The organism is Corynebacterium coyleae (assembly GCF_030408635.1).
GTDB lineage: Bacteria > Actinomycetota > Actinomycetes > Mycobacteriales > Mycobacteriaceae > Corynebacterium > Corynebacterium coyleae.
The window spans coordinates 1,007,409-1,024,327 of record NZ_CP047198.1; the positions used below are offsets into that span (position 1 = coordinate 1,007,409).

Annotated in this window: 13 protein-coding genes; 6 read left to right on the forward strand and 7 right to left on the reverse strand. The window is 63.4% G+C overall.

Annotated features, from left to right (window positions below; genetic code table 11):
* Positions 1-67 precede the first annotated feature (67 nt).
* Both CCOY_RS05005 and glgA read right to left on the reverse strand, forming a co-directional pair.
* The gene (locus CCOY_RS05005; RefSeq protein WP_092102160.1) at positions 68-1,492 is read right to left on the reverse strand and encodes a GH32 C-terminal domain-containing protein; all 1,425 of its coding nucleotides are present in this window, start codon (positions 1,490-1,492) and stop codon (positions 68-70) included.
* Positions 1,492-2,646, reverse strand: a complete 1,155-nt coding sequence (glgA, locus tag CCOY_RS05010; protein WP_167594515.1) for a glycogen synthase — start codon at positions 2,644-2,646, stop codon at positions 1,492-1,494. The genes CCOY_RS05005 and glgA overlap by 1 nt, the downstream gene beginning before the upstream one ends.
* Positions 2,647-2,713: 67 nt before the next feature.
* On the opposite strand from glgA, the gene glgC reads away from it, so the two are divergent.
* Positions 2,714-3,931 carry a glucose-1-phosphate adenylyltransferase gene (gene glgC, locus CCOY_RS05015; protein WP_070829517.1) on the forward strand — a complete coding sequence of 406 codons (1,218 nt, stop codon included), beginning with the start codon at positions 2,714-2,716 and terminating at the stop codon, positions 3,929-3,931.
* Here the strand turns inward: glgC and CCOY_RS05020 are convergent.
* Entirely contained in the window at positions 3,928-4,581 is a 654-nt protein-coding gene (locus CCOY_RS05020) for an O-methyltransferase (protein ID WP_070421859.1), read from the reverse strand. The genes glgC and CCOY_RS05020 overlap by 4 nt on opposite strands.
* Before the next feature lie 111 nt (positions 4,582-4,692).
* Between CCOY_RS05020 and sigE the strand changes: the two genes are divergently transcribed.
* The 3 genes from sigE to tatB are packed head-to-tail and all read left to right on the forward strand — an operon-like array spanning position 4,693 to position 6,020.
* Positions 4,693-5,283 carry an RNA polymerase sigma factor SigE gene (gene sigE / locus CCOY_RS05025; RefSeq protein WP_070569810.1) on the forward strand — a complete coding sequence of 197 codons (591 nt, stop codon included), beginning with the start codon at positions 4,693-4,695 and terminating at the stop codon, positions 5,281-5,283.
* A gap of 19 nt (positions 5,284-5,302) precedes the next feature.
* A complete protein-coding gene (locus CCOY_RS05030; protein WP_280137900.1) occupies positions 5,303-5,623 on the forward strand; it encodes an anti-sigma factor family protein in 321 nt (106 codons plus the stop codon).
* A 10-nt stretch (positions 5,624-5,633) separates the two neighbouring features.
* Positions 5,634-6,020: a Sec-independent protein translocase protein TatB gene (gene tatB / locus CCOY_RS05035; RefSeq protein WP_070829518.1), complete on the forward strand. Its 387-nt coding sequence runs from the start codon at positions 5,634-5,636 to the stop codon at positions 6,018-6,020.
* On the opposite strand, the gene CCOY_RS05040 is transcribed toward tatB, so the two are convergent.
* Positions 6,013-7,149: an Mrp/NBP35 family ATP-binding protein gene (locus CCOY_RS05040; protein WP_092102170.1), complete on the reverse strand. Its 1,137-nt coding sequence runs from the start codon at positions 7,147-7,149 to the stop codon at positions 6,013-6,015. The genes tatB and CCOY_RS05040 overlap by 8 nt on opposite strands.
* A gap of 59 nt (positions 7,150-7,208) precedes the next feature.
* Between CCOY_RS05040 and CCOY_RS05045 the strand changes: the two genes are divergently transcribed.
* Positions 7,209-7,736 carry a YflT domain-containing protein gene (locus CCOY_RS05045; protein ID WP_244268714.1) on the forward strand — a complete coding sequence of 176 codons (528 nt, stop codon included), beginning with the start codon at positions 7,209-7,211 and terminating at the stop codon, positions 7,734-7,736.
* 6 nt (positions 7,737-7,742) lie between these two features.
* Entirely contained in the window at positions 7,743-8,453 is a 711-nt protein-coding gene (locus CCOY_RS05050; protein WP_092102176.1) for a type 2 periplasmic-binding domain-containing protein, read from the forward strand.
* Between the two features lie 63 nt (positions 8,454-8,516).
* Here CCOY_RS05050 and CCOY_RS05055 read toward each other — a convergent pair whose 3' ends face one another.
* The 3 genes from CCOY_RS05055 to CCOY_RS05065 all read right to left on the reverse strand — a co-directional run bounded on the left by CCOY_RS05055 (position 8,517) and on the right by CCOY_RS05065 (position 16,881).
* The gene (locus CCOY_RS05055) at positions 8,517-12,251 is read right to left on the reverse strand and encodes a multifunctional oxoglutarate decarboxylase/oxoglutarate dehydrogenase thiamine pyrophosphate-binding subunit/dihydrolipoyllysine-residue succinyltransferase subunit (protein ID WP_092102179.1); all 3,735 of its coding nucleotides are present in this window, start codon (positions 12,249-12,251) and stop codon (positions 8,517-8,519) included.
* A 123-nt stretch (positions 12,252-12,374) separates the two neighbouring features.
* Positions 12,375-15,989 (reverse strand): ABC transporter ATP-binding protein, encoded by a 3,615-nt coding sequence (locus CCOY_RS05060; protein ID WP_092102182.1) that lies wholly within the window; start codon positions 15,987-15,989, stop codon positions 12,375-12,377.
* Positions 15,976-16,881 carry a hypothetical protein gene (locus tag CCOY_RS05065; RefSeq protein ID WP_070421797.1) on the reverse strand — a complete coding sequence of 302 codons (906 nt, stop codon included), beginning with the start codon at positions 16,879-16,881 and terminating at the stop codon, positions 15,976-15,978. Before CCOY_RS05065 ends, CCOY_RS05060 begins: the two co-directional genes overlap by 14 nt.
* Positions 16,882-16,919: the final 38 nt, after the last annotated feature.

The window sequence follows — 16,919 nt, forward strand, 5'->3', positions numbered from 1 at the left end:
GATGCGGGCCTTCTTGCTGTGCCTAGCTCATGTGCCGGCTCATGCGCCGACTCACGTGCCGGCTGGCTTAGAAACGTGCGGGGTATCCGCGGCGCCACTCGCCGCTGATGGATGCTTCGCCGGTGGCGCGGCTGCGGATGCCGTTGCAGCCGCCTTCGGGCCAGATGCGCGACGACATGACAACGCTGCCGCCGCCGGCGTAGACCTCGAGGGTGCAGCCGTCGACGATGACGGTGACGTTGTCTTCGTCGTCGTCGTGAAGCGGTGCGGTTGCGGGGGAGCCGTCGCGGCGGTCGAGTGTGAGCTGCTCGCCGTTATGAGTGATCACCGCAGCCGGTTCGTTGTTGCCGTCGAGCACCTCGAGGGTGACCTGGGATCCGGCCGGGATTTCGCACAGGCCGGCCCACATGCGGGCGCGGTCGGTGGCGCTGACGGCGTCTGGCAGGCCTGGTGCGGGCACCTGGAAGAGGCGCCCACCTTGCAGGGTGGCGCGGCGCGGGAGGGTGAGGGCGTTGGCCCAGCCTTCGGTGGCCCAGTTGGGTTCGAGGGTGGGGTCGCCGGCGCGGTCGGTGTTGGTCATGAACCCGAGCAGGTAGGCGCGCTCGTAGCGGTTTTCCGCAGTGGTTTCGTCCAGCGGGTAGTTGGTGTTGCGTGGGCGAGTGAAGTCGTGGCCGTAGTCGAGAAGCGTAAACGGCGTGGTGATGTCGAAGACGTTGCCCCGCAGCCGGCCCACGGCGTAGACGGCGGTGTCTTTGCCGTCGCGTTCGAGGGTGATGAACAGGACGTCGCGGATTTCGCCGTCGACTTCGTCGCGCAGGCGCACGATGCGTGGGGCAACGAGGGAGGCATCGAGGGTGATGCCCGTCTCGCCATTGAACTCGAGCGGGCCTTGCAGCTCCCAGTCTCGGCCGTCGGGGGAGGTGAGGACGACCGGCTTGGGGTCGGTGACAGGCCCGGTCACGGCGAGCATGAGCCAGCCGTCGTGGCCTTGGTCGCGGTCGGCTTCCGTGTCCCAGGCGGGTACGACGCAAGGCGAGCGGAAATTGGTGTCGCCGGCGGTGTCGTCGACGGCGGTGCCGGTGCGCTCGGCGGCATCGGAGACGTCAGTGTCGTCAGCGTCAGCGTCGTCGGCGTCGAGGTCGTCGTAAAGCCTGTCCACGTGCGCAACGTGGGCGATCTGGATGGTGTTTCCTGCCGGGGTTTCGGAGGAGAAGTACAGGTTGACGCCGTCGCCCGCGGAGGTGACGGACCCTGCACGGATGTTGGTTTCGTCGCCGGTGGGGACGATGACGTCGTTGCAGTCGAGCCAGTTGAATGCGTCGTCTTCGCTGACTTCGTGGCCCCAGCGGCTCGGGGCGTCGGGGGTTGGGCGGTACTGGTAGAACATGTGCCACAGGCGGTTCTCGCGGCTGCCGATGCGGAATACGCCGGCTGGGCCTTCGAGAATGCCGCGTTCTGCGGTGACGTGTAGTTCGGGACGGTAGACCGTCATCAGATCAACCCCTTGTAGATGTCTACGGTTTGTTTCGCGATTGTGCGCCAGGAGAAGGATTCTTTGGCTCGGGTGAGTCCGGCGCTGCCCATGGCGGCGGCGCGTGCTTTGTCGCCGGCGACAGCGTTGACCGCCTCGGCGAGGAGTTGTTCGAAGTCGGTGGTGTCGTCGGGCGTGTAGTCCACAAGCACGCCGGTTTCGCCGTCGACGACGACTTCGGGGATGCCGCCGACGCGCGAGGCTACCACTGCGGTGCCGCACGCCATGGCCTCCAGGTTCACGATGCCCAGCGGTTCGTAGACGGATGGGCAGACGAAGACGTCGGCGATGGTGTAGACCTGGCGTACTTTTTCGGCGGGCAGCATGTCTTGAACCCAGAACACGCCGTCACGCTGCGCTTGTAGCTTTTCGACGAGCCCACGCGTCTCAGCAGCAATCTCCTCGGTGTCGGGGGCGCCGGCGCAGAGGATGAGCTGGACGTCGTCGTCGAAAAGCTGCGCTGCTTTGAGCAGGTGGGCGACACCTTTTTGGCGGGTGATGCGCCCGACAAACGCGACGACTGGGCGTGTGGTGTCGATGCCGAGTTCGTCGGCGATGGTGCCGGTGTCCGGGTACCAGTTGGCGGGGTCGATGCCGTTGAGGACGACGTGGACGCGGGAGTCGTCGATACGCGGGTAGGCGCGCAAAATGGCATCTTTCATTCCGGCAGATACGGCGATGACCGCGTCGGCGTTTTCCATCGCGTTTTTCTCCGACCAGGACGACACGTTGTAGCCGCCGCCGAGCTGCTCGCGCTTCCACGGGCGGTCCGGCTCCAGCGAGTGGGCGGTGACCACGTGGGGGATCTCGTGGAGCAGCCCGGCGAGGTGGCCGCCGAGGCCTGCGTACCACGTGTGCGAGTGCACCACGTCGAGCCCGGCTGCGGCATCGGCCATGCGCAGGCCTGTGGACAGGGTTTTGATCGCGCTATTGGCCCCTTCGAGTGCGGGGTCGACGCCGTGGACGTATACACCTGCGGCGTCGCGTGGGGCGCCCATGCAGTGGACGTCGACGTCGGCGAATTCGCGCATGAACCGCGTGAGTTCTGTGACGTGCACCCCGGCGCCGCCGTAGACCTCCGGCGGGTATTCGCGCGTGAGCATTCCTACCTTCATGTCCGCCGAGCCTACTGACGTTGCGGAATCCCTGCACGAGCCTGGAATTGGCATTAGCCTTGCGGTTATGAAAAGCCAGCCTCGAGTTCTCGCCATTGTCCTGGCCGGCGGGGAAGGCAAGCGCCTGTTTCCCCTGACGGCTGACCGTGCCAAACCCGCCGTTCCGTTCGGCGGCAACTACCGTTTGATCGATTTTGTGTTGTCGAATTTGGTCAACGCCGGCTATATGCGCATTGCGGTGTTGACGCAGTACAAGTCGCACTCTCTGGACCGCCATGTGGCTACGGCGTGGAACATTTCTGGGCCAACGCAGCAGTACATTGCGTCGGTGCCGGCGCAGCAGCGTCGCGGGAAGCGTTGGTACAACGGGTCGGCGGATGCGATTGTGCAGTCGCTGAATCTCATTTACGACGACATGCCTGACTACGTCTTGGTCTTTGGCGCGGACCACGTCTACCGGATGGATCCGTCGCAGATGGTTGAAGATCACATCGCTTCGGGTAAGGCTGCCACCGTGGCAGGCATTCGCGTGCCGCGTGCGGAGGCGAGCGCGTTCGGTTGCATCCAGGCCGACGATGACGGCACGATCACCGAGTTTTTGGAAAAGCCGGCCGACCCACCGGGTACCCCGGACGATCCGGAGATGACGTTCGCATCGATGGGCAACTATTGCTTCTCTACCGAGGCGCTAATCCAGGCGCTGCTGGAGGACGAGCAGAACGAGGATTCCAGCCACGACATGGGCGGCGACATCATCCCGTACTTCGTCGCGCAGGGCGAGGCGAATGTGTACGACTTCTCCATCAACGGCGTGCCGGGCGCAACCGATCGTGACCGCGGCTACTGGCGCGATGTGGGCACGATTGATTCGTTCTACGAGGCCCACATGGATCTGATTTCCTCGCACCCGGTGTTCAACCTGTACAACAAGGCGTGGCCGATCCACGCGACTGACGACGACAACCTGCCCCCGGCAAAGTTCGTCCTCGGTGGTATTGCGCAGGAGTCCATTGTGGCGTCCGGCTCGATCATTTCCGGTGCGACGGTGCGTAACTCGGTGCTGTCCACCGACGTGCGCATCGAAGAAGGCGCGACGGTGGAGGGCTCTGTGCTCATGCCGGGTGTGCGCGTGGGCAAGGGCGCGGTGGTGCGCCACTGCATCCTGGACAAGAACGTTTACGTCTCCGATGGGGAGACGGTCGGTGTGAACACGGAGCGCGACCGCGAGCGGTTCACGGTGTCCGACGGGGGTGTTGTGGTCGTCGGTAAGAGCGAAGTTGTTTAGCCGATTTTGGTGATCAGCGTCAGGCCGCCGTCAAGCGGCAGACGCGCCACCGCGGCGCCTCGCTCGGCAGTCAGCGTATCGACGAACTCATCCGCCTCACGGGCGGCCTCTGTTTCGCGGTCGCGGCGGGTGGGGTCGGCCACGGTGCCGTCGAGAAGCGAACCTGCAAGCACCAACGTGCCGCCCGGGGCCAGCAACGGCCAGGCGGCCTCGATGAGCGGGCGCAGTTCGACGGGGGAGACGTCTGCGTAGACGATCTGGTAGGCGTCGTTAGCCAAGCGCCCCATCACTTCGAGGGGACGTGCGGTGAGGAAACGCACACGCGACGGGCTAAACCCTGCGTTGCGCACCGCTTCCTTCGCGCCGGCCTGCAGTGCGGCTTCCGGCTCGATGCAGGTCATGGTGGCCTTCTCCGGCAGGCCTGCGAGCAGGTGCAAGCCCACAACACCGGCGGCCGGGGTCACCGCAACCGCACCCTGGGATGCGTTCGGGGTTGCCGCCGCGAGCACCGTCAACAGGTCGCCGACCACCGGGCTGGGTGCCGGGGTGCCGTTTTCGGCAGCGTCCTCGCGCGCTGCGCGCAAAGCTTCCGCAACCTGGTTGGAAAGGTGGCCGCCTTCGGTGGAACGGGCGGCGAGGTACGAGTTCATCTGGGTAAATGCGGTCTCACTCACACGCCACATCATAGCCGTGTTGCGTTCACAGGATTCTGTTAACTGGTTGGCTGGCTTTGGGGCAGTGAGTCTGCGAAACTGTTGCGCATGAGCACTGACGTTCCACTCACCGGTACCGCAGCGTTTGACGCAGGCCAGGCAGCAATGCCGACCTGGTCTGAACTGGTGAAAGAACATGCCGACAGTGTCTACCGCCTGGCGTTTCGCCTCTCCGGTAATCAGCACGACGCGGAAGATCTTACGCAAGAGACGTTCATGCGTGTGTTCCGCAACGTGAAGCAGTACCAGCCTGGAACATTCGAGGGGTGGCTGCACCGCATCACCACGAACCTGTTTTTGGATATGGTTCGTCGTCGCGCCAAGATCCGCATGGAGGCCCTGCCCGAGGATTACGAGCGCGTGCCCGGCACCGACATGACCCCGGAAGATGCGTACTCCGTGACCAACCTGGACCCTGCGTTGCAGAAGGCGTTGGACGATCTGAAGCCGGAGTTCCGCGTGGCCGTGGTCCTGTGTGATGTGGTGGGGATGAGCTACGAGGAGATCGCTGAAACCCTCGGAGTGAAGATGGGTACTGTACGATCGCGTATCCACCGTGGTCGCGCGCAGATGCGCGAGTCGTTGGAGAAGCAAGCCCTCCACAGCGCCGCCGCGAAGGAACTTATCCGCGCCCGGTAGCAGGGAAGGAGTCGGCGCCGTGACCAGGTTTAACTCCACCGATCATCTCAATCCGGAGGCGATTGCCGCCTATGTGGACGGCGAGTTGTCCAAGGCTGCCACCGTGCGCGCCGAGCGGCACCTGCGGTTGTGTGGGGAGTGTTGTGAGGAAGTTCAGGCGCAGCGGGGGACGTCGCAGCGTCTGCAGGTGTGTAATTCCTCCGACATGCACGCCCCGGCGTCGCTTGTGGAGCGACTGGCGATGCTTTGCGACGAAGACGTGACCGACACCCCCGAAACCCCCAAGGGGATCCGGAGCCGAGTGGAGTCTGTGATTCGCTCGCTGACGCACCGTGAGTAAGGTGAGTTAGGTGTTTTCTAGCATCGGTTGGGGCGAGATTTTCTTCATCCTGATCATCGGGTTGATCGTGATCGGGCCCGAACGCCTGCCTTCTGTCGTCGAGGATGTGCGCGCCGCGATCTATGCGGCCAAGAAAGCGATCAACAACGCCAAGGCGGAACTCAATGGTGAACTGGGGGAGTTCGAGGAGTTTAAGAAGCCGATCGATACTGTCTCGCGCTATGCGGCGATGGGGCCGAAGCGTGCGATGGCGAAGGTGTTGTTCGAAGACGACGACCCCAGCGAGCCTCCAGCGCCGAAGACACCACCACAGGCGCCGCCGCAACAACAAATGCGCCCCGAGCCGCGCGGTACGCAGCCGGAGCGCAAAGGGTTCTCCTGGGAGGACGTTATTTAACCTGCGGGTTCAGGCTCTTGCCTGCCAGTGAGTTCGGGCGCACCTTTAGCTTGTCGACGATCTCAAGCACCGCCTTGGCCGCCGGCGACTCCGGATCGGAGATGACAACCGGGGTGCCAGTATCGCCGTGTTCACGCAGCTTCGGGTCCAGTGGCACGGAGCCGAGTAGTTTCACATCGGAATCGGTCAGCTGGGTCAGGCGCTCGGCGACGTGCTCGCCGCCGCCCTCGCCGAAGATGTTGAGTACCGTGCCGTCCGGCATGGTCATGCCCGACATGTTTTCGATCACGCCGGCGATCTTCTGATCAGTCTGCTGGGCAATCGTGCCGGCGCGCTCCGCGACTTCGGCTGCCGCAGCCTGAGGGGTGGTGATGATCAGCAGCTCCGCGTTTGGCACCAACTGTGCGACGGTGATCGCAACATCACCCGTTCCCGGCGGCAAATCCATAAACAGCACGTCCAGGTCGCCCCAGTACACGTCACCCAAGAACTGCTGGATCGCACGGGTGAGCATCGGACCACGCCACACGATAGGGGCGTTGCCTTCTACGAACTGTCCCACCGAGATGTGACGGACGCCGTGGGCGATAGGGGGCATGATCATTTCGTCGACAAGCGTGGGGCCCTGCTCCTCAGAACCCATCAAGCCTGGCACGGAGTGGCCGTAGATATCAGCATCCACAATGCCCACCGTCAGGCCCTGGGCTGCCATCGCGGTAGCCAGGTTGACCGTCATCGACGACTTACCCACGCCACCCTTGCCGGAAGCCACCGCGATAACGCGCGTGCGCGTATCCGGATCTGCGAACGGGATAGCCGGGCCGGTCTGCTCGCCACGAAGTTTCTGGGCAAGCGCTCGGCGCTGCTCGTCGCTCATGGTGTGCAGCGTGACGCTCACGTTGCCAACCCCGTCGAGCTCCTCGACCACGGCGCGTACATTCGACTCGATGGTGTCGCGCATGGGGCAGCCCGCGATCGTGAGATAAATACCGACCGCAACATCGTTGCCGTCGATGGTGACCGATTCCACCATGTCGAGCTCCGTGATCGGTTTGCCGATCTCCGGATCCTCAACGCGCGAAAGCGCCTCGTGGACATCGCTTTCCAAAATCTGATGTTCAGTAGCCATTGCCACCGAATTATACGGCCGTTCCTGGGTGATTTTGGAATCCCGATACACTACGCAACATGACTCAACCCATGAACCCGTCGTTGAACAAGGCTCTCGGCGCAACAGAAGTGCCTACCGGCTGGCCAGTTGGCAGCTTCACCACCTACGCCGAGGCTCAACGCGCAGTGGACAACTTGTCCGACAGAGAATTCCCTGTAGAGAAACTTTCCATCGTCGGCGTAGACCTGATGCAGGTAGAGAAAATCACTGGCCGACTCACCTGGCCGAAGGTACTGGGCACCGGTGCGCTGTCTGGTCTGTGGATGGGCCTGTTCTTCGGCCTGCTGCTCTCGTTGATCTCTGTTCCGGGCGCTGGCCTGAGCATGTTCGTGTGGGCCATTGTCATCGGTGCGATCTTCGGTGCTGTGGCCTCCGCAGTGGCGTACGCATTTACCGGTGGCAAGCGCGACTTCGCGTCTGCAACCACCATCGTGGCTGGCCGCTACGACGTGCTGTGTGAGCCGGATGCTGCGCCGCAGGCCCGCGACATGATCGCACAAGCCGGCGGTCGCACTCCCGGCTCTGACAACGTCATCGGTGAGTAGCAGACCATGAAGACACACCACCAGTTCGTTGCAGCCGCAGCCATGTGCACAGCCGCGGTTGCGCTTTCTAGCTGCGCGTCAGAGGACAACATTTACACCCAGGCGCGCCCGGAGAAGGCTGACATCGCCATTGCTATCGACGGCGCCTCCAACGAACAGATCGTGCTGGGGGAGATTTACAGCCGCGTCCTCAAAGGACAAGGTCGGCCGACGAGCGTGACCTCAGTGACGGGGCTGGATGACGCGCCGACGCTTGAGGTGTTGCGTGAGCAGCCGATTGACTTCGTCGTCACGTGCACTGGGCGTCTGCTCGAAGAGTCGGACCCGAAGGCCGCCAAGGAGCTAGCGGGCGGCGATGTTACCGATGGCGCATATACCGACGAGGTCTATGGGGCCGCTGTCGCCGCCATGCCGGGGGATATGCGCACCGTCGACCCGTCACCCGCCCAAGCGTGCGGAGAGAGCGAACTGTCGCAAAACGTCATCCCGGTGTTCCATAAAGGCACCTTCGACCGCGGTGAGATCAACCGCCTGAACTTCATCACCCGCGTGCTGTCCACTGACCGTCTCGAGGAGATGGCGGAAGAAGTGGACAAGGGTGCCACGGTGGAGGATGCGATTGCGGAGTGGATGATCGAATACGCCCAAATCGACGTCCACCAGGACACCCCGGCAGACCCGGAGGATGTGATCGACCCGGACTCTGCGTCCAAATAACCACATAGCAAAAACTCCGGCCCGGCTTTTCACAAGCCGGGCCGGAGTTTTTAGGTGTGCAGGTTAGTCAGCGAATGCTTCCTCAAGCAGCTGCTTTTCTTCCTGCTGGTGCACCTTGGCCACACCGGTTGCGGTGGTGGACTGTGCACGGCGGGACACGCGGACCATTTCCGGCATGTCCGGGATCAGGGTGCGCAGGTGCTCGTTGTAGAACGGCCATGCGCCCTGGTTTGCCGGCTCGTCCTGAACCCAGCGGATCTCCTTGGCGTTCGGGTAGTTCTTGAACGCATCCGACAGGCGGTTGAACGGGATCGGGTGGAGCATCTCCACGCGGACGATCGCAATGTCGTCGCGGCCGTCCTTCTGACGCTTCTTGTCCAGCTCCCAGTAGATCTTGCCGGAGCACAGCATGATGGTCTTCACCTTGTCAGTGTCGGCGATCTTCTTGTTGCCACGCTCGACGAAGTTCGGGTCGTCGATGACGGACTGGAAGCGGTTGACCTCGATGAAGTCAGACGGCTGGGACACTGCTGCCTTGTTGCGCAGCATGGACTTCGGGGTGAAGACGACCAGCGGACGCTTCATCTCGCCGAGAGCCTGGCGACGCAGCAGGTGGAAGTGGTTAGCCGGAGTGGACGGCTGGGCGATGGTCATGGAGCCTTCGGCGACGAGCTGCAGGTAGCGCTCGATGCGTGCGGAGGAGTGGTCCGGACCCTGGCCCTCGTAGCCGTGCGGCAGCAGGGAGATCAGGGAGGACACTTCGCCCCACTTGGTCTCGGAGGAGGACAGGTATTCGTCGATAATCGTCTGGGCGCCGTTGGCAAAGTCGCCGAACTGTGCTTCCCAAGCGACGACGGCGTCCTTGTTGCCAAGGGTGTAGCCGTACTCGAAGCCCATGCCTGCGTACTCGGTCAGTGCGGAGTTGTAGACCTGGAACTGGCCGCCGTTGCCGGCTTCCTGCGCGTTGTGGTCGAGCGGGTTGAACGGCTCGGCGTTGTCAGGGTTGTACAGCACTGCGTGACGCTGGGTAAAGGTACCGCGCTGGCAGTCCTCACCGGCGAGGCGGACGAACTTGCCCTGCTCAGCCAGGGAACCGAAGGCGAGCAGTTCGCCCCAGCCCCAGTCGATGTCGCCGTCGGTGAACGAGCCGCCGCGCTTGGACAGGACGGACTTGAGACGCTTGTTCGGGGTGAAGTCCTCCGGCAGGTTGGCGTACGCGTCTGCGAGGCGCTTGAACTGCTCTTCGGAGATGTTCGTGTCCAGGCCGCGGGTGAGCTTCTGGGAATCGGTGATACCGGTCTGCTCGCTCGGCTGGCCCTTTTCGGACTTCACGTCGGTGAAGACGGCGTCGAGCTGGTCGTGGAAGTCCTGTGCGGCCTTCTCTGCGTCTTCCTGGGTGATGTCGCCACGGCCGATGAGGTCCTGGGTGTAGCGGGTACGCACCGACGGGTGGTTGTTGATGCGCTCGTACATGACCGGCTGGGTCACGGTCGGGTCATCAGCCTCGTTGTGGCCGCGCAGGCGGTAGCAGATGAGGTCGATGAAGACGTCCTTGCCAAACTCGCGGCGGTACTCGGTAGCGAGCTGCGCAACCCATGCGGCTGCCTCCGGGTCGTCGCCGTTGACGTGGAACACCGGGCAGTCGAAGCCCTTGGCCAGGTCGGTGGCGTAGTAGGAGGAACGGCCGGAATCCGGGGTGGTGGTGAAGCCGATCTGGTTGTTCACCACGATGTGGATGGTGCCGCCGACGGTGTAGCCCGGCAGGCGGGACAGGTTCAGGGTCTCCTGGACGATGCCCAGACCGGTGAACGATGCGTCGCCGTGGAGCATAAGCGGAACGACCGGGTGGTCTTCGCGGCCCTTGGTGGCCTTGATCTGGTCTTCCTTGGCGCGCGCCATACCGACGAGCACCGGGTCGACTGCCTCAAGGTGGGACGGGTTCGCAGCCAGGGAGACCTTGATCTCGCCGTCGCCGAACATCTGGATGTGCTCGCCCTCGAAGCCGAGGTGGTACTTCACGTCGCCGGAGCCACCCTGCTGGGCTGCGCGCATGTTGCCTTCGAACTCGTTGAAAATCGTTGCAACTGGCTTGCCCACGATGTTGAACAGGACGTTCAGGCGGCCACGGTGCGGCATGCCGATGACAACCTCTTCCAGGCCCTGGCCTGCAGCGGTGTCGATGATGGCGTCCATCAGCGGGATGAGGGTCTCTGCGCCCTCGAGGGAGAAGCGCTTCTGGCCGAGGTACTTCGTCTGCAGGAAGTTCTCAAAGGCCTCAGCGGCGTTGAGCTTCTGCAGGATGTACTTCTGCTCTGCACCGGTCGGCTTGGGCATGCCAGCTTCGACGCGGTCGCGCAGCCATTCGCGCTCGTCGCGGTCCAAGATGTGGGAGTACTCGGAGCCGACCTTGAGGGTGTAGGAGGAGCGCAGGCGCGCCATAACCTCGCGCAGCGTCATCTGCTCCTTGCCGCCGAAGCCACCGACGTGGAAGGTGCGGTCCAGGTCCCACAGGGTCAGGCCGTGGGTTTCCATGAGCAGGTCACGGGAATCCGGCTTCGGCAGGCCCGGCTGGTGCCACTGCAGCGGGTTGGTGTCAGCGATGAGGTGGCCGCGGGAGCGGTATGCCTCGATGAGCTGCATGACACGGGTGTCCTTGTTGATGCCCGTGTTCGGAAGATCCTGTGCCCAGCGCAGCGGGGAGTACGGGATCTGCATGGACTGGAAGATTTCGTCCCAGAACTTGTCGTCGATAAGCAGCTGCGAAATGTCGCGCAGGAACTCGCCGGACTCTGCACCCTGGATGACGCGGTGGTCGTAGGTGGAGGTCAGCGTGACCAGCTTGCCAACGCCGAGCTCAGCGAGGCGGTCCTCGGAAGCGCCGGCGAACTCTGCCGGGTAGTCCATAGCGCCAACGCCGACGATGGTGCCCTGGCCCTTGGTCAGGCGCGGGATGGAGTGGCGGGTGCCGATGCCGCCCGGGTTGGTGAGCTGGATGGTGACACCGGAGAAGTCATCCATGGTCAGCTTGCCGTCGCGTGCACGAGCGACGATGTCCTCGTATGCGTCAACGAACTCGGAGAAGGACTTCTTCTCGCACTCCTTGATCGCAGCGACGACGAGGGAGCGGGAACCGTTCTTGCCCGGAAGGTCGATAGCCAGGCCGAGGTTGACGTTCTCTGGCTGGATGGCGAAGGACTTGTTGCCGTCCTCCTTGTAGTTCTTGTTCATGTCCGGGTGCAGCTTCGTCGCCAGGACGATGGCGTAGCCCAGGATGTGGGTGAAGGAGACCTTGCCGCCACGGGTGCGCTTGAGATGGTCGTTAATCAGCGCGCGGTTCTCAAACATGAGCTTGACCGGCATGTCTCGCACGGTCGTCGCCGTCGGCACCTCGAGCGACTCGTTCATGTTCTTCGCAATCGCACGGAATGCGCCCTTGAGCTGGAACTCGCCCGGCTCGACCTCGACCTGTGCGATCTTGTCCAGCGGGGAGGCCTTCGGCTTCGGCAGGGTGCGCTGCGGGCGGTTAGAGACCTTTGCTGCGGCCTCGTCGACCTTGGTCTCGCGACCATCCTGCGAAGGTGCGCCGGTGGAACGGGCAACCTTCGGGTCGGTCTTCGCCTGGCTTGCACCTGCCTGCGAAGGGGTGACGTTGGACGTGCCATTAGCGGTCTTCGGTGCACCCTTTTTCTCAAACAGTTCACGCCATTCGGCGTCGACCGAGTTCGGGTCGTCCTTGTACTGCTGGAACATCTCGTCAACCAGCCAGCTGTTCTGGCCGAACGTGTTTTCGCTGCTCACGGCAGGTTCTCGCCTTCCTTCTGTTTCGATTTCGCGGAACGTTTCTTTGACTGTAATCGTCCGCGCTGATATGGCGCGAACTTGGGTTGTTCCTGTCCACGGGGTTTCCGTCTTTCACCCCCGTTAGCGGTTGGCAGCCCACATTTGGGCATACCTACCGCCGGCGGTGAGGAGGTCCTCGTGGCAACCGTCCTCAATGATACGTCCTTCGTCGATGACGAGTATTCGGTCGGCCCGCGCAGCGGTTGCGAGGCGGTGTGCGACGACCACTGACGTGCGGCCCGAGGTTGCGCGGTCGGCGGCGTCGAGTACCGCGCGTTCGGTTGCGGGATCAAGGGTGGCGGTGGCTTCGTCGAGAAGCAGCACGGCAGGGGAGAGCATCTCCGCGCGTGCGAGTGCGATGATCTGGCGCTGCCCGGAACTCAAGCCTCGGCCGCGTTCACCGACGCGCGCGTTGAAGCCGCCGGGGATCGTATCGACGACACCGAGCGCGCCAATGCGGTTCACCGCCGCCTCGATCTCCTCTGGGGTCGCGCCCGGCGCGCCGTAGGCGATGTTGTCTGCGACGGTGCCAGGGAAGAGGTAGGACTCCTGTGGGACCTGGGCGAGTGCGCGGCGCCAGTCTGCAAGCGGGAACTCCGCGATGTTTGTGCCGGATGCGCGCACCTCACCGGAGGTGGGGTCGTAGAACCGGACGAGCAGTTTGACCACGGTGGATTTGCCTGCGCCGGTAGGGCCGACGAGTGCCACGGTGGTACCTGGCTCGATGGTCAGGTCCATGTGGTCGATCACGGGGGAGGCGTCTGTATCGGTGGAGGCGGAGTAGGAGAAGGTGGTGTCGTCGAAAAGCAATGGCCCACTTGCGGCGCTGTGAGCACCCGGGTTGGTGCCGGTATCGGGGACGGTGGTGCGCTGGGCAAGGAGTGCGCGGATGCGGTCGAAGCTGACGGTGGCTTGCTGCCAGGAGTCGAAGATTTGGCCAAGCTGCTGGATAGGGCCGTAGAGCTGGCCGAGGTACATGGTGAATGCAACGAGCACACCGACGGACAGTGATCCGTCGGCGATGCGTCCCGCGCCAAAGCCGACGATGACGGCGGTCATGGTTTGGGAGATGAAGTGCATGCCTGGGAAGTACAGCGCGACCAGGGTGACGGAGCGCATGCGCAGGCGGCGGTATTCGTCGCTTAGGGCCGTGAAGTGTGCTTCGAAGTGGGTCTGCGCGCGGTGGGTTTGGGTGGTGCGGATGCCGCCGATGAGTTCCGCGAACTCGCCGTTGACCGTGGAGATGTGTTCGCGTGAGGCTTGGTAGTAGCGCTTGGAGAGGACTCTGAACGCCCAGGTAGCGGCGACAATCACTGGGACGGCGGTCAGCGCGATGAGGGTGAGTTCGCCGTCGGTGGCGACCAGCATGACGATCACGCCCACGAGCGAGCCGACGGCGACAATCGCCTGGGCAAGCCCGGTTTGTAGGAAGCTCGACAAGGTGTCGATGTCCGTGGTCATGCGCGTCATGATCTTGCCGGACAGTCGCGATTCGAAGTAATTCAAGCCCAGTTGCTGCAGGTGTGCGTAGGAGCGCAGCCGCAGCCCGTAGAGGAGGCGTTCGCCGGAGCGCGACGACAGGACAGTCATCAGTGCATCCGAGGCCCAGGCGATCGCGATCACACCGAGTGCAATGAGCCCCGCGTTGATCAGGTTCTCCTGGTTACTTGGGGTAATGCCGCGGTCCACGGCGGCGCGCACGATGGTGGGGAAGGCCAAGTCCGCCAGCACGCCCACAATGAGTAGGGCGACGGTGCCTGCGATGAGCCAGCGCACGGCCTTGAACATGTCGCGGATGTGGAATTCGCTTGACGGGGTGCGCAGGCGGGTCAGTGTCTGCTCGGCCAGATCTGGCAGTTCGCGCGCTTCCGGGAGGCGCTCCACACGCGCGAGCAGTTCCGGGGTGGCGTTGATGGTGGAGGCGCGCCCGCTCGTCGGCACGATCACGCGCTCCTGGGGTTCGGTGTCCACCTCGGGCCACAGGTCGCCAACCTCCTCGTACAGCGTTTCGGACTCGGGGTCCATGGAGGCGCGATACTCGTCGGTTGCCATGACCTCGTCGCGGGGCCCTTGCTTGACGACGACCCCACCGCGCACCACCGCTACCCGATCCGCATGATCCACCGTTGATTGGCGGTGGGCCACGGTCAGCACTGCGATGTCGCTGAGTGCCTCGCGCAGGTTGGCCAAGATGTTGGCTTCGTTGATGGAGTCGATGGCGCTGGTGGCGTCGTCAAGCACGAGCACCTTTGGTTTTGACATGAGCGCGCGGGCGAGTGCGATGCGCTGGCGCTGGCCGCCGGAAAGTGTGAGGCCACGCTCACCGACCTGGGTGTCGTAGCCGTCGGGGAGGCGCTCGATGAACTCGTCTGCCAGGGCGAGACGTGCCGCCTCACGCACCGCGACATCAAGTTCGTCCGGCGACATGTAATCGGCAGCCCCCATGGCGATGTTGTCGCGCACGGAGGAAGAGAAAAGGAAGGCGTCGTCGAAAACGCAGACCACATCGCCACCGGTGACCGTGCCCGTATCCGGGGCGTAGAACCCGCCAGCTAGCTGCACCGCCATGGTTTTGCCCGCGCCGGGCGGGCCGACCATTGCAACGGTCTCGCCCGGCGCGACCGAAAGGGTGAAGCCGTTTAAGACGTTGTGGCCGCCGGTGGAAAAGTGCACGTCGCTAAAGTGCAGGCCGGGTTCGGCAGGCAAGTTTTCGGTGGAATTCACGGTGGAATTCACGGTGGACTCTTCAGGTGCGAGTGCCAGCACATCCGCGAGCCTGTCGAAGGAGCTCATGCCCATCTGCATGCGGACGTACTGGTTGGTCAGCATGGAAAGGGCGGACGTCATCGTGGTCAGGTACGCGGTGAATGCGACGAACTGGCCGATGGAGATCCTTCCGTGGATGGCGAGCATGCCGCCGGCGATGATGGTGACCACCAGCGCCACCTTGGGCAGTTGGGAGAGCATCGGCTGGAAGCGTGCGGTGAGTTTCGCCGCCCGCATTTTTACCGCGTAGAGGTGGCGACCAAGGTTGTCGAGCTGGTCGATCTCTCGCTGTTCTTGTCCGAACGCCTTGACCACGCGCACGCCGGAGACGGTTTGTTCGACGTGTTCTGCAAGTTCTGCGGTGGCGTGCTGGTTGACCCACGTTGCTGCGTAGAGCGTTTTGCGCGACCGGTTGGCCTCCCACAGGAGCACGGGCAGCAGCGCCAGCGACATCGCGGTCAGTGCGACGTCCATGCTCAGCATGACGATCAAGGTGGCTACCAGTTGCACGATGCGCGTGAGCATCATCGCCAGAGTGTCCAGCACCGTCTGGTACATGTTCAGATCCGAGATCGAGCGCGAGACAATCTGGCCGGTCACGATCTTGTCCTGTCCCGGCCCGTCCAGGCGGTGCAGCGTGCGCAGGATCTTGGTGCGCAACCAGTGTTGCGAGGTCGTTGCAAGGCGACCGGAGGTGGTGCGCCGGATGATGCTCAGGACGTAGGTGGCCGCTGCGACTGCCACCATCAGCCACGCCACGCCGGCAACGGAACCGTCTGCATTCCCGGTGGCAATATCAATCGCTTGGCCAGTAAGAGCGGGCTCGGCCACGCGGGTGAGCGCGGCCAAGATGGCAGCAGCGAACGCGACGGCGGCAGGCGCGCGGTTCGCCTTGAGCGATTGAGTAAGAAGTGGGCTAGTGGTCCTCATGTTCCTTGTCGTCGCTGTCCTTCCCGCTACTGTCTTTGCCGTCGCGGAAGATCTTCAAAATCCACGCAGCGAATTCCTTCGGGTTGAAGCCACCCTTGATGCGACCGGTCTCGTCGGCCTTGTCTTCGGGCTCGAGCGGGGTGGCAAACTGCAGCGGCACCGGGCCGAGGGCCTGCTGAATGTTATCGATGATGTTGCCGGCCAGCTTGCGGTTCACCGTGGTACCGGCAACTGCGCCCAGGCCGAGCGGCAGCATCTTGCCCAGCCAGGCGCGACGCATGGAACGACGCAGCGAACGCATAGCCATGCGCTGCAGCACGTTGTTGGTCTCATTGAGCGTCGGGCCAGAAAAGCGCGACAGGGTGGCCTTGCCAGGCAGCTTGCGGGAGTTTTCGCCGAGCAGCGTATCCACGATTGCTAGACCCTTCGTACCCATCAGCGTGGTCAGCACGATGGCGCGGCGGTGCTCGGCGTCGGAGATGTCGTCGCCACGCAAATATGCCGAGGACATGGCGTAAAACGCCGCGAGATCCAGAAAGAGGGCGGACTCGCCGGCCACAGCAGCAGCACCTGTGAACAGGCCAACGCCTGGTACTGCCGCAGCGGCACCCACACCGGCACCGGTGCCCGTGACGGTGTTCTTTAGATGCTTATCCATAATCGCCTGGATCTGTGCCGGCGACTTATCCGGGTTGTCGCGGCGCAACCAATCTACATATCCGCGGATCACAGAGGTCTGCAGTCGCACGGCCTTGTCCACCGCGCCGATGAAAACACGACCGAGTTTGCCCGCGTCCTTTTCCAGCTGCGCTGAATTTTCCTGCAGCGCGACCTCGATTTCCTTGCGGAGCTCCGTCTCGTCGGTCTGTGCTGATTTCTTTTTACCGAACACGTTTATCCTCCTGCCGTGAACTGGCGATGGGTAATTGG

What these genes read in the sequence shown, in the direction of transcription:
- CCOY_RS05005 (WP_092102160.1), bottom strand. Translation starts at nt 1,492, where the DNA reads ATGACGGTCTACCGTCCCGAACTACACGTCACCGCAGAACGCGGCATT.
- glgA (WP_167594515.1), bottom strand. Translation starts at nt 2,646, where the DNA reads ATGAAGGTAGGAATGCTCACGCGCGAATACCCGCCGGAGGTCTACGGC.
- glgC (WP_070829517.1), top strand. Translation starts at nt 2,714, where the DNA reads ATGAAAAGCCAGCCTCGAGTTCTCGCCATTGTCCTGGCCGGCGGGGAA.
- CCOY_RS05020 (WP_070421859.1), bottom strand. Translation starts at nt 4,581, where the DNA reads ATGAACTCGTACCTCGCCGCCCGTTCCACCGAAGGCGGCCACCTTTCC.
- sigE (WP_070569810.1), top strand. Translation starts at nt 4,693, where the DNA reads ATGAGCACTGACGTTCCACTCACCGGTACCGCAGCGTTTGACGCAGGC.
- CCOY_RS05040 (WP_092102170.1), bottom strand. Translation starts at nt 7,149, where the DNA reads ATGGCTACTGAACATCAGATTTTGGAAAGCGATGTCCACGAGGCGCTT.
- CCOY_RS05045 (WP_244268714.1), top strand. Translation starts at nt 7,209, where the DNA reads ATGACTCAACCCATGAACCCGTCGTTGAACAAGGCTCTCGGCGCAACA.
- CCOY_RS05050 (WP_092102176.1), top strand. Translation starts at nt 7,743, where the DNA reads ATGAAGACACACCACCAGTTCGTTGCAGCCGCAGCCATGTGCACAGCC.
- CCOY_RS05060 (WP_092102182.1), bottom strand. Translation starts at nt 15,989, where the DNA reads ATGAGGACCACTAGCCCACTTCTTACTCAATCGCTCAAGGCGAACCGC.